Source organism: Neisseria musculi (assembly GCF_014297595.2).
GTDB lineage: Bacteria > Pseudomonadota > Gammaproteobacteria > Burkholderiales > Neisseriaceae > Neisseria > Neisseria musculi.
This window is the reverse complement of sequence record NZ_CP060414.2, coordinates 674,326-687,051: the sequence shown is the minus strand read 5'-3', so window position 1 is coordinate 687,051 and position 12,726 is coordinate 674,326. Positions and strand designations below refer to the sequence as shown.

Below are 12,726 nucleotides of genomic sequence, written 5' to 3'. Positions count from 1 at the left end.
GCATTTCCGGCACCAAGCAAGCCGCAGGCAATACAGAGCGCACAAAACCGGCTCTGTTGCCGCTTCGGCGGCTTAAACCGCTGCCTCCGAACCGAAGCGCAGCAACGCCGCAACGGCAACAAAACAGATTTGCCACACCCATAACAACACCGCCCCGCCGCCTGCCGCAGGGCGTTAACCGACACATTACAATATGCTCTTATTCCCGCGTTTACTGCTGTTTGCCGCAGCAGCCCTCTCCATCGCCTTTGCGCGTGCCGCCCAAACCGAATATACCGCAGGCACACTCGACAACGGCTTGGCATATCATATTTTCAAAGTGCCTTCCGCCGAGCGCCGCCTGGTGCTTCACCTGCAAATCAACGCGGGCGCTGCCGATGAAAACGAAGGCGAAGAAGGTATCGCACACATCACCGAACATATGGTATTCCAAAGCTCGCCGGCATTCCCGCAGGGTTTGGGCAACCGCCTCAATGCCGAAGGCTGGCAGATGGGCAGGCATTACAATGCCCAAACCGGCTACCGCCATACCCGCTATATGCTGACACCGCCCTACGGCAGACGGCAGCTTGAACAGGCCCTGGCCGTTTACCGGCAAATTCTCACCCCCCAAACGTTTTCTCCGGCCGACTGGGTTAAAGAGCAGCAGGTTGTGCTGGGCGAGTGGCGCGGGCAGCAAACGCTCCCACACCGCTTAAACCGGCAATACCACGCCCTGCTGCACAGCGGCTCGCGCAGTGCGCGCTACGCCCCCATCGGCAGCAAAACCGCCATCGAAACCGCACAGGCGGCTACTGCCGGCCGCTTCCACAACAAATGGTACGGCAGCAATAATGCTGTGTTGGTGGTGGCAGGCAACATCAATCCTAAAAAAGCTGCGGCCGCCATCAAAGAAAACTTAGGCCGTCTGAAACCCATCGCGCTGCCTGAACGCGAAGCCGGTGAATACGAACCCAAACTCACCGATACACCGCGCACCGAACACATACACGATAAAGACAACACCGAAACCAAACTGTCATTGGTTTACCGCTTTCACAACACCCCATCGCAAAGCAGCGGCAGCCAAGGCTATTACCACCGCCTGCTGGACAACTTCGCCGCCCATATCGTCAACCTCCGTCTGCAAAATACGGAGCCGTCTGTATCATTCAAACTCGGCAACATCGGCAAACAAACCGGCTCGCTGATATTTTATGCCGATGCTGCCACAGGCGCGCAGGAGGCACTCAATCTGCTTAACAACGCCGTGGAAACCATCCGTCTGCAACCTGCCGGCAATGAAGAAACCGCCGCCTACCGCAAGGTGTTGCACAACCATATGAACACCGTTTCCGCCCTGCCCGACAACCTGCCCCAAATCGTGCAGCTGGCTGACGACACCGTTCTTTCAGACAAACCCGTCCCCACACCCGACAATCAAACCCTCGAGCGAGGCCAGCTTTACCGAATCAGTGCCGCCGCCGTAAATAAACGCATCGCCGCCTGGCTGGCTGCTTCCGACCGGCTTACCGTGATTCAAGCCCCCGAAAACACACTTGATCTTGCCGGCAAATCAAGCAACCCTATTGCGGCACTACAACGCAAACCCGATAACCGTGCTGCCGTGCCTGCTGCTGCCGCGACAACCGCCCGATCGACCGCAAACACTTTTCCGCCGCACACAGGGCAAGGCAGAATCGTGTCGGAGAGTTTTGACAGCAACAATAAAGTCAGCTATCTGCAATTCAGCAACGGCGACAAAGCCGTGCTGCTGCAAAAAGCCGTGGCAGGCAGCAAGATCTATTTCAAAGCTGTATCTGAGGGCGGTTACCGGCAAAACGGTCTTAACGAGTGGCAGGCTCAGTTGGCGGCCGATGCAGTTTCACATTCTTCGCCCGCTGATTTCGGCGGCCGTTCGCTCAAACAATGGCAGCAGCAGCAAGGCATCAGCTACCGTTACCGCCTTGAAAACGACCATCAAACCACCGATATTCAAGCCTCGAAACAAACACTCGAATCCCTGCTGCAACTTTACCGCAGCCGCCAGACAGCCCCATCTGCCGGGCCTTGGCAAAACGTGATCGAAACCGCCGCCCTGCGCCACCCCGTTTACCTGCAATCCGTTCCCGGACGGCAGGAGATAGAACTGGAATTGCTGCGCTACGGCCGCCCGGAAAGCCGGGCACAAAACAGCAGCGAAATACGCGCACTCACCGAAACCGACCTGCTGCAACATTGGAAACAACTTTCTTCGGCACCCACAACCTATTATGTGGCCAGCAGCCTGCCGTCTGAAAAAATCAAACCGCTTTTGGCGCAATATCTGGCCGATATTCCACGCCGCGCCGCCGAAAACCGCCCTGTCGAACTGTTGAAAGGCAGCACCCTGCGCCGTGCTGCAATTAACGACACCGGCGGTACGGATATCAACGCTTGGTCGTGGCAGCCGTTCTATGATTGGACACCCGACACCTCCGAGCAGATTCCGCTTTTGGTCAATCTCGCCAACGCCCGCCTGAAAGATGCGCTGCGCAGCCGCAACCAAAATACCTACGGCGTAAAATTTACCGCCCGGCCGCAACCCGTTTACAACCGGGTAGAAAGCAACCTGTTTTTCAGCACCCGCCCCGAACAGGCTGCCGAAGCCTGGCAAACTGCCCGGCAAATATTGGAAAGTCTCCCCGAAAATATCAGCAAAACCGAGGCCGATAATCTGCAACAACTTTTTATCGAACAGGAAGCCAAGCGGCAACAAAATCCCGAAATATGGCTGGAGCGGCTGGCCGCCAGCCACCGCCGCTACGGCGATGCCCGCTATCTCAGCCGCCTGCCTGAGTTACACCGAACCATCATTCAAACCCGACTGCGCCAAACAGCAAAATTGCTATGGTCCAGCCCGAATGCACGGGTGCTGTTAATCGACCCGGCGCAATAAATTTTTAGCCACAAACCCGATATTTTAGGCACAACAGGCTGAGATCTTGCATTCAAACTTGTCCATCTCAGTGATCTCTATGAAAAACCTGTTAAACACTTTGTTTCACCATTACCAGCAACAATACTGCCTGCCGGCTCCTATAATTTCAGAGGCAATGTGCAGTTTGACCGTCAAGCCTAAACTAGCTCCATTGACATGAAAATTCCACCCAACATCATCAGCTCCCAACAACACTCAATTGAACGGACACCTGAAAAGCACCGACTTGTTCAATGTTGCCCAATACCCTGAAATTTGCTTCCAATCCACTTGCTTTAACGTTAAAGACAATCAAGCCAGATCTGTAATCAGCAATCTCACTCTGTTGGGAAAACTGTATCTGTTACCTTGAAAGCTACCAAATTCAATTGTTATAAAGACCCATATTGAAAGAAAGCCAAAATCTGCGGCAGGGATTTTGAAACCGTTATAGGCTGAAGCAAATGAGGAAATAATTATAGCGTTGCTCCGGCCACTACATGACTTATTCTGTCTGCTACTAGCAACCTTACAGTTTAGGAGCTGACGTAAATTAGCCCTAAATTCCACACCAATCACACAGCGTTTTTAGCTGCCTAACAGTGTGCTGAAGTTGAAACCGAAACCCACTTTTTTTCAAGAACAGTGGAAAGGATTTTCGGTCAATAACGTTATATTTGCGCAAAAACGCGCTGCGCCTGATTCCAAAAATTTTCCATGCCGTTGATATGGTTTTGGCAGTCGGCAAACGCTTTGGAATGGTTGATACGGTGGTGGGTAAAACCGCTTACATCCGGCTTGCCACAGCTGCTCAGGCCATCCGTATAAACGATACTGTCCGGCATGATTTTCTTTTTGATTACAGGCACTAATGGCTCGGACTCGGCATTACCGGCTACAACCGTATATAACCTGACTGCCGTTATATAACCTGACTGCCGTTGCAGAATGCCGAAAACGACCGCTTTCCCTGCCACACCGCTTCCGCGTTTTCCTTTGCGATGACCGCCGGAACAGCTTTCATCCAGCTCAACCGGAACGTCAAAAATTTCATCGGCAGCGGAACGGGCAGTAACTTGGAGTACAAAAAATTCAAGCAGTTTCTTTTGAACTCTCTTGCTTAATTTGCAATGGGTTATCTACATTTTCGTAGCTTGGCATCATTACCAATCTACGTCAGCCCCTTAAAAATAATGGCCGTCTGAAAATATTTTCAGACGGCCTTTGATGATTTGCGGTTTGGTGGTGGGTTATTCTTTCGGCAGGCGTATCACTGAAAGAATAAACCCGCCCCAAATGATAATAAGCGTTATCACGAGCATGGTGATGGCGGCGGTGTTCATGGTTGTTCTCCTTTGTGGGTGCCGTTTGACGGGTGGGCTTCATCGGGGTTGAATTTGTTTTCCATGCGCCAGGGCAGCAGCGACAGCAGCAGTGCCAGCACAACCAAGCCCAGCGACATACCCCAGCCGAAAGTGTTTAAGAACCAGTCGGGGTAGCCTTCGTAGTTTTCGGCCAGCAGGGTTTGGGTGTCGTTAAACAGCATATAGCCGAGTACGGAGATGGTGATACCCACGAAAATATACCATAAGGTGCCGATTTTAAAAGATGAAACTGTGTTGATGTGTTGGCGCAGCACCGGCAGTTTTTTTGCGGCGGCCAAAGCTAAAACATATAGGAAACCGGCGGCAACAATGCCGTAGGTATTGACGAATTTATCCAACACATCCAATACCGGCAGGCCGGTGGTGGTGCCGAAAAGCAGTGCCGAAACGATGCCCATCGGCAGACATACGGCGAAGGTTGCGGCAATGCGCCCCAGGCGCAGTTTGTCTTGCACTGCGGCGATAATTACCTCCACAATCGAAATCATCGAGGTGATGCCGGCAAAAACCAGCGAGCCGAAGAACAGTAGGCCGATTAACGGGCCGAACGGTGCTTGGTTGATGATGGTGGGGAAGGCGATAAAGGCCAAACCGATGCCTGAAGAGGCCACATCGCTGACTTCTTTTCCTGCGGCAGCGGCCATGAAGCCCAGCGCGGCAAACACGCCGATGCCGGCCAATACTTCAAAACTGCTGTTGGCAAAGCCCACAACCAGGCCGGTGCCGGTAAGGTCGGATTTGGGTTTCAGATAAGAAGAGTAAGTTACCATAATGCCGAAGCAGATGGAAAGCGAGAAGAAAATCTGGCCGTAGGCGGCAACCCACACGCCGGGATTGGAGAGCTTCGACCAATCGGGCGTGAACAGCGCATCCAAACCTTTGGCCGCTCCCGGAAGGGTCAGCGCGATGGCGACCATAATCAGAAACATCACCACCAAAAGCGGCATAAAGAAGCTCGATGATCGCGCCACGCCTTTTTGCACGCCCAATGCGAGAATCAGAAAAGTAAAAATCCATACGCCGACTAAGGGGCCGAGCACTTTGCCCACGAAATCGAAGCCTACGGATGCGCCGTCTGCCATATGCAGATAGTCTTTAAAGAAAAAAGCCTGCGGGTCGGCACCCCATGCGCCCACCAGCGAATAATAGGTGTAGCTGGCTGCCCAGCCGATAATCACGGCATAGTAGATGCAGATAATCACGTTGGCCAGCACGTTCCACCAGCCGAAAGGCTCTAAGGCGCGGTTGATGCGGCGGAACGCCAACGGAGGCGAGCCGCGGTAACGGTGGCCGATGGCGTAGTCTAAAAACAGCAAGGGAATACCTGCGGTGAGCAGCGCAATCAGGTAGGGAACGATAAACGCGCCGCCGCCGTTGTCGTAAGCTACATAGGGGAAACGCCAAATATTGCCCAAACCTACCGCCGAGCCGATGGCGGCAAACATAAATGCTTTACGGCTCGAGAAGGTTTCGCGTTTGGATTGGTTAGAATCAGACACGGTGATACCTCTTCAAAATTCAAATATGGTTTTATCTGCCGGCAGACCTGAAGTGTGTGCAGCAGGCGGGTTTCTGCCGGTAAGGTTGCTATCATACTGATTTATGTAAAGTTGTGCGAGAAAAATTAAGGGGTGGGCTTGTGCGGCTGGCACTCACCGCGCGGCCTGCGGCTGCAGGCATCGGGCAGAAAACCGGCAGGGTGGCGCAGACACACCGCCGATTCACTATATAATCACATTTTTTACGCGCAGAAATCCAGCTATGAAACATATCCACATTATCGGTATCGGCGGCACCTTTATGGGCGGTGTGGCGGCCATTGCCCAAGAAGCAGGCTTTAAAGTAACCGGCTGCGATGCCAAAATCTACCCGCCGATGAGCACCCAGCTCGAGGGCTTGGGCATCGCCGTGCACGAAGGCTTTGATGCCGCACAGCTGGATATTTTTCCCGCCGATGTTTATGTGATCGGCAATGTAGCCAAGCGCGGCATGGAAGTGGTGGAAGCGGTGATGAACCGCGGCCTGCCTTATACTTCCGGCCCGCAGTGGCTGGCCGAAAACGTGTTGCAGGGGCGTTGGGTGCTGGGCGTAGCCGGCACACACGGCAAAACCACCACCGCTTCGATGCTGGCGTGGGTGCTTGAATACGCCGGTTTGGCACCGGGCTTTCTGATAGGCGGCGTGCCGCAGAATTTCAGCGTGTCTGCCCGCCTGCCGCAGCATCCGCGCCAAGACCCGCATTCACAGTCGCCGTTTTTCGTTATCGAAGCCGATGAATACGACACCGCATTTTTCGACAAACGCAGCAAATTCGTGCATTACCGCCCGCGCACCGCTGTTTTGAACAATCTCGAATTCGACCATGCCGATATTTTCGCCGACCTGGCCGCCATTCAAACCCAATTCCACCACCTTGTGCGCACCATTCCTTCAGACGGCTTGATTGTTGCCAACGGCACCGAGCAAAGTCTGCAAGACACCTTGGATAAAGGCTGTTGGACGGCCGTTGAAACCTTCGGCACCGCTTCAGGCTGGCAGGCAGGCAGCGCTGCGGCAGACAGCTCGTTTGACGTTCTGCTGCAAGGGCAGGCAGTCGGGCGGGTAGCGTGGAGCCTGATCGGCGGCCACAACTGCATGAACGCACTGGCCGTGATTGCCGCCGCCCGCCACGCCGGTGTGGATGTTCAGACGGCCTGCGAAGCCTTGAGTGCCTTTAAAAACGTGAAACGGCGCATGGAAATCAAAGGCGAGGCCGGCGGCGTTACCGTTTATGACGATTTCGCCCACCACCCCACCGCCATCGCCGCCACCGTGGCAGGCCTGCGCCAAAAAGTGGGGGCGGCGCGTATTTTGGCCGTGTTGGAGCCGCGCTCCAACACCATGAAGCTCGGCACCATGAAAGCCGCGCTGCCTGAAAGCCTGGCAGAAGCCGACCAAGTGTTCTGTTATGCAGGCGGTGTCGATTGGGATGCCGCCGGCGCGCTTGCCCAGCTGGGAAGCAAACTGCACACAGATAAAGATTTCGATGCCTTCACGGCGGCAGTTGCAGCAGCCGCCCGGCAGGGCGACCATATCCTGGTGATGAGCAACGGCGGCTTCGGCGGCATCCACGACAAGCTGTTGGCTTTGCTGGAAGAGCGTTAAACCGCAGCCGGTTGTTGAGCCGGAATGTATTGATAACATACCCATCAGGCCGTCTGAAAAACAAACAGTATTTGTTTTCAGACGGCCTGATGGGGTTTTTGCCGGCCTTCGTTTTTATATCCTTGCCGTTATACCCGTGCCTGCCCCGAGTATTGGTTATTTCTTCCAACCAAACAAAAAGATGCCCGGGTCAAGCCCGGGTATGACGGTATTTAAGCGTTTCAGACGGCCTCGATGAGTTTTGCAAAGGTTTCAACATACTCATCAGGCCGTCTGAAAGCAAGATACTGTCTGCTTTTCAGACGGCCAGAACGGTTGCGGCCGGTCAAACGCTTATTTCATGGCACCGCTGAGCAGGCGCACGTTGTAGCGGTACATATTCACATAGGTGTCGGCCGGTGCTCCGTTGCTGAGCGCGTCCGAATAGAGCTTGCCGCCGGGTTTCATGCCGGTTTCTTGGGTGATGCGGTCAATCATGCGGGTGTCTTTGATGTTTTCGGTGAATACGGCTTTAATGCCTTCCCGCTTGACTTGGCGGATGATGGCGGCAACCTGCTTGGCCGAGGGCTCGGCAGAAGTGTTCACACCCTGCGGGGAAATGAAGCGGATGTGGTAGCGTTTGCCCATATAGGCGAAAGCATCGTGGCCGGTGAGCACTTTGCGTTGGTTGGGCGGGATGGCGGCAAACGATTTCTGCGCATCGGCATGGAGTTTTTCCAGCTCGCCCCGATAGGCGTTCAGGCGTTGGCGGTAGTGGGCTGCACCTTGCGGGTCGGCTTGAATCAGAGCATCGGCAACGTTTTGGGCGTAGGCCCGCATCAGCACGGGGTCGGCCCAAACGTGGGGGTCGTATCCGCCGTGATGGTGGTCGTGGGCATGATCATGGCCGTGGCCGTGCGCATGGCCGCTTTCGGGCGCTTTGAGCGCGGCAATGCCCGCGGCCGCTTCGGCGTAAGGCACTTTGCTTTGTTTCACCGCGCGTTGGACGCTGCCGCCTTCAAACCCCAGGCCGTTCATCAGCACCAGCTTGGCATTGCGGATTTTTTTGATGTCGCCGCTGGTGATATGGTAGGCGTGCGAATCCTGGTCGGGGCCGACCAAATTCTGCACGGCCACGCGTTCGCCGCCTATTTGTTTGGCAATGTCGCCCAAAATGCTGAAGCTGGCCACTACGTTGATCGGGGCGGCAAAGAGGCTGCCGGATAACAGCGCGGCAGTCAGGCCGGTTTTCCAATGTTTCATTGTGCACTCCTTTGATATAGGGTTGTCAATATGGCCAAGCTGCAAAAAATCACAGCAAGGCCGCATACGCTGCAACCGGCACGGAGCCGGCGCGGCTTTATAGTGGATTCGTTTGACTTGTGTTAAGGCATTGTCCGCCTGAGCCCAAGAGAACGGTTTTTCCGGCCGCCGAAGCGGTGGCTGCACCGGTTCCGTGCGCAGTTATTGTTAAGCGGGGCGGCGGTTAAGCCGCGCCCGGAACCCGCCGTAACAGCTTAGGCCGTCTGAAAAAAGCAGCTTGAATCTTTGCAAAATCCAAAAAAAGCCGCAAGGCATGGCCGCGCAGCGCCGGCATCATTCCATCTGCCGCCATTCCCGACTGCGCGAAAACAGCGGTGTTTCAGTCTTTCAGACGGCCTCAGGGTATTTGGGCAAAGGCATCAGGCCGTCTGAAAAAACTGCCGGGTTCACGCCCGGCGGTGTTTTTTATGGCGCAGCCATTTCGGGATAATGCCGCCTTCGAGGCCGAACAACACCGAAACCAGATAAACTGCGCTGCACCATAGGATAATCGCGGGGCCGGAGGGAATTTCGATGTAATACGAAAACAGCAGTCCGCCGAAGCCGCACGCCAAAGCGGTTAATACCGCCAGCAGCAGGAGCATGCCCATATTTTTCGCCCACAGGCGCGCGCTAATCGCCGGCAGCATCATCAGCCCCACCGACATCAGTGTGCCCAGCGCCTGAAAGCCTGCCACCAGGTTCATCACCACCAGCACTAAAAACAAAACGTGCCAAAAGCCGCCTTTGCCGTTTACCGATTGTAAAAACAGCGGGTCTATGCTTTCGAGCACCAGAGGGCGGTAAATCACGGCCAAAGCTACGACGGTAACGCTGGCGGCAGCGGCAATCAGTTGCAGCGCGGGCAAATCTACCGCCAGCACCGAACCGAACAGCAGATGCAGCAGATCGATGCTGCTGCCGTTTTTGCTCACCAACACCACGCCGAGAGCCAGGCTGCTTAAATAGAAGGCGGTGAAGTTGGCATCTTCTTTCAACGAGGTAAAACGGCTGGCCAAACCGGCCAGCAGCGCCATCAGCATGCCCGCCGCAAAGCCGCCCGCACTCATGGCGGGCATACTCAATCCGGCAAACATATAGCCGGCAGCGGCGCCGGGCAGCACGGCATGGCTGAGGGCATCGCCGATCAGGCTCATGCGGCGCATCACCAGAAACACGCCCACCGGCGCGGCACTGAGCGCCAGGCACACCACCGATGCGAGCGCGTAGCGCATAAAGTCGAATTCGGCAAACGGAGTAGTGATTAACTCGTAAAGATTCATATTGGCAGCCAAAGGCCGTCTGAAATATCAGGCGGCGGTTTATCGGATAGTAGGCGGACGGTTTTCAGACGGCCTGAATCTGTTTGCAGCCGTCTGAAACAGATTGCACACGCGGTTTCATCAGGCCGTTTCGCACCAATCGGCCGTTGCGTGCCGCTGCATGGCGGCGTCGGCCTGTTGCAGAAAAGTTTCGGTCAGCACTTTTTCGGTGGCACCCTCGGCGATTTTGTCGCGGGCAATCAGCAGCGTTTCGGGAAAATACGCCCGAACCTGCCCGTAATCGTGCAGCACCGCCACAACAGACTGGCCGTTGCTGTGGCAGCGGCGCAAAACATCGAGCAGCGCATAAGTGGTTTTGGCATCAACCGCATTAAACGGCTCGTCAAGCAGCAGAAACTTTGCATCTTGCGCCAACATACGCGCAAACAAAACGCGCTGAAACTGGCCGTTGGAAAGATGGGCGATCGGGCGGTCGGCCAGGCCGGCCATGCCCACGCGCGCCAGTGCATCCGTTACCCGCCGGCGCTGCGCGGCATCAACCCGGCCGAAAAAGCCGATTTCATACCACAGCCCCATTGCCGCCAACTCAAACACGCTGATGGGCTGGCTGCGGTCGATATCGGACTGTTGCGGCAGGTAGGCGATGTCCCGGCGGCGCAAACCGATAAGGCGCACCGTGCCGGTGTCGGCCTTCAGCAGCCCCACCGCCGCCTTGAGCAAGGTGGATTTGCCCGCTCCGTTGGGGCCGGACACTGCGCACATACAGCCATCGGCAAATTCGGTGTTCAAATGATGGACGGCCGGCCGGCGGCGGTAGCTTACGGTGAGGTTTTCAACCAAAATGCTCATGCAACCGCCCAAAAATAAACACCCCACAGCAAAGTAAGGGCGGCAGAGGCCGGCAGCAGACGCTGGGCGAGGCCGGTGAGTAAAATGGAATTCATGCTTAACACTCTTTCAGACGGCCTTGCGTTTGCCTGCAAGGCTGAAAAGCATAAATGATACTGTATAACATTATATTTGTAAAACACAGGCAGCGGCCGTGCCGAAACGCAATAGCAGGCAATCCATTTTGATACACGGCAAACCGCAGGCAAGCCAACATCGCGGAATTGATTCTATCGGCATTTCAGTATCTTAATATCATCATTGGCTTTGAGCCCTGCCGTGCCGGCATGAAGCCGGTTCACGACAGGCCGTCTGAAAGGCAGCACCGGCGCAAATGGCGTACAATAAAGCCCGATACTTCCGATACCCCCGAAATATGAACGGCAGCCTGCTTCACGGCACACCCAACCTTAAAACTGCACCGCGATACTCTGATTGAAAATGCCATGGCTGCGCGAGGGCAAAGGCAGCATATCCGTGCGCTGTCCAAGCCGCCTGCCCGACAGCCTGGGAGAGTGTGTGCGGTATCGAGTGGGGCTCCGCCAAGTTTTTGGGTAGGCGGCAACAGCAGGCAACTGCCGCGCACAAGCAGTTAGCCGCCTCCAACAGAAAACGAAATTTACATTCATCTAACGAAAGGAAGCCGTATGGAAAAGCGCAAACTCGGCAAAAGCGGCATTATGGTCAGTAAAATCTGCCTGGGCACCATGACTTGGGGCGAACAAAACACCGAAGCGCAGGCGCACGAACAGCTTGATTATGCGCTGGCCAACGGCGTAAACTTTATCGACACCGCCGAAATGTATCCCGTGCCGCCGCGCAAAGAAACCTATGCCCGTACCGAGCAATATATCGGCAGATGGATTAAGAGGCGGGGCAGGCGCGATGATTTCGTGCTGGCCGGCAAAGTTGCCGGCCCCACCGGTGCCAATAATCTCGACAACTATATCCGCGGCGGCAACGATTTTTCACGCGCGCAGCTTATCCAGGCTTGTGAAGACAGCCTCAAACGGCTCAACACCGATTATCTCGATTTATATCAATTGCATTGGCCCGAGCGGCAGGTAAACTTTTTCGGCAGGCTGGGCGTGTCGGCGCTGGCTGAAAACGAACGGTTCACGCCGATAAGCGAGATTGTCGATACCATGGGCGAACTGGTCAGGCAGGGCAAAATCCGCGCGTTCGGCTTATCCAACGAAACCCCGTGGGGCACAATGCGCTATCTGAACCGGCACGAAGCCGCCCCCGCATTGCCGCGGGCCGCTTCGGTGCAAAACCCCTACAACCTGCTCAACCGCAGTTACGAAGTGGGCATGAGCGAAATTTCGCTGCGCGAAAACATACCGCTGCTGGCTTATTCGCCGCTGGCCTTCGGCGTGTTGAGCGGCAAATACCGCCACGGTGCCATGCCCGAAAACAGCCGTTTGGCCTTGTTTGAGCGTTTCAAACGTTATACCAGACCGCAAGGTTTTGCAGCAGTGGAACGTTACGCAAAAATTGCCGAAGATGCCGGTTTTAGCCTTACAGCCTTATCACTGGCTTTCGTAACCCGACAGGCATTTGTAGCCAGCAACATCATCGGCGCCACCACGTTGGAACAATTGCGCGAAAACATCGCCAGCGCCGAAGTAGTGCTTTCGGACGATGTCGTCAAAGCGGTGGATGCCGTACACGCCGAAATCAGCAACCCCTGCCCATAAAAAGGCAGACGGAAAAAGCAGTAAAGCCCATCATAACAATACAGCATTCTGCTTCAAACTAACGCGAACGGTTTGGCAAACCGTTAAAGCGGCCGCAGAATCGGTTT

General features: G+C 55.2%; 9 protein-coding genes and 1 pseudogene. 4 read left to right on the top strand and 6 right to left on the bottom strand.

Annotation, left to right across the window (positions count from 1 at the left end; all coding sequences use genetic code 11):
* The first annotated feature begins 193 nt into the window (after window positions 1–193).
* Window positions 194–2,917 (top strand): M16 family metallopeptidase, encoded by a 2,724-nt coding sequence (locus H7A79_RS03415; RefSeq protein ID WP_187001055.1) that lies wholly within the window; start codon window positions 194–196, stop codon window positions 2,915–2,917.
* A 241-nt stretch (window positions 2,918–3,158) separates the two neighbouring features.
* Entirely contained in the window at window positions 3,159–3,311 is a 153-nt protein-coding gene (locus tag H7A79_RS03410) for a YceI family protein (RefSeq protein WP_135035136.1), read from the top strand.
* Window positions 3,312–3,497: 186 nt separating this feature from the next.
* Here H7A79_RS03410 and H7A79_RS03405 read toward each other — a convergent pair.
* The 3 genes and pseudogenes from H7A79_RS03405 to H7A79_RS03395 all read right to left on the bottom strand — a co-directional run bounded on the left by H7A79_RS03405 (window position 3,498) and on the right by H7A79_RS03395 (window position 5,822).
* A pseudogene (locus H7A79_RS03405) lies at window positions 3,498–4,077 on the bottom strand (IS1595 family transposase).
* A 111-nt stretch (window positions 4,078–4,188) separates the two neighbouring features.
* Complete coding sequence (locus H7A79_RS03400) at window positions 4,189–4,281, bottom strand: methionine/alanine import family NSS transporter small subunit (protein ID WP_135035139.1); 93 nt, start codon at window positions 4,279–4,281, stop codon at window positions 4,189–4,191.
* The gene (locus tag H7A79_RS03395) at window positions 4,278–5,822 is read right to left on the bottom strand and encodes a sodium-dependent transporter (protein ID WP_187001054.1); all 1,545 of its coding nucleotides are present in this window, start codon (window positions 5,820–5,822) and stop codon (window positions 4,278–4,280) included. The genes H7A79_RS03400 and H7A79_RS03395 overlap by 4 nt, the downstream gene beginning before the upstream one ends.
* Window positions 5,823–6,084: 262 nt before the next feature.
* Here H7A79_RS03395 and mpl point away from each other — a divergent pair, with 262 nt between their 5' ends.
* Window positions 6,085–7,467, top strand: coding sequence for a UDP-N-acetylmuramate:L-alanyl-gamma-D-glutamyl-meso-diaminopimelate ligase (gene mpl / locus H7A79_RS03390; protein ID WP_187001053.1), 1,383 nt, complete (start codon window positions 6,085–6,087; stop codon window positions 7,465–7,467).
* A 333-nt stretch (window positions 7,468–7,800) separates the two neighbouring features.
* Here mpl and H7A79_RS03385 read toward each other — a convergent pair whose 3' ends face one another.
* The 3 genes from H7A79_RS03385 to H7A79_RS03375 all read right to left on the bottom strand — a co-directional run bounded on the left by H7A79_RS03385 (window position 7,801) and on the right by H7A79_RS03375 (window position 10,880).
* A complete protein-coding gene (locus H7A79_RS03385) occupies window positions 7,801–8,709 on the bottom strand; it encodes a metal ABC transporter solute-binding protein, Zn/Mn family (RefSeq protein ID WP_135035148.1) in 909 nt (302 codons plus the stop codon).
* A 446-nt stretch (window positions 8,710–9,155) separates the two neighbouring features.
* Window positions 9,156–10,031, bottom strand: a complete 876-nt coding sequence (locus H7A79_RS03380) for a metal ABC transporter permease (protein ID WP_187001052.1) — start codon at window positions 10,029–10,031, stop codon at window positions 9,156–9,158.
* A gap of 120 nt (window positions 10,032–10,151) precedes the next feature.
* Window positions 10,152–10,880 carry a metal ABC transporter ATP-binding protein gene (locus H7A79_RS03375; protein ID WP_187001051.1) on the bottom strand — a complete coding sequence of 243 codons (729 nt, stop codon included), beginning with the start codon at window positions 10,878–10,880 and terminating at the stop codon, window positions 10,152–10,154.
* 686 nt (window positions 10,881–11,566) lie between these two features.
* Here H7A79_RS03375 and H7A79_RS03370 point away from each other — a divergent pair.
* Window positions 11,567–12,619, top strand: coding sequence for an NADP(H)-dependent aldo-keto reductase (locus tag H7A79_RS03370; RefSeq protein ID WP_187001050.1), 1,053 nt, complete (start codon window positions 11,567–11,569; stop codon window positions 12,617–12,619).
* Window positions 12,620–12,726: the final 107 nt, after the last annotated feature.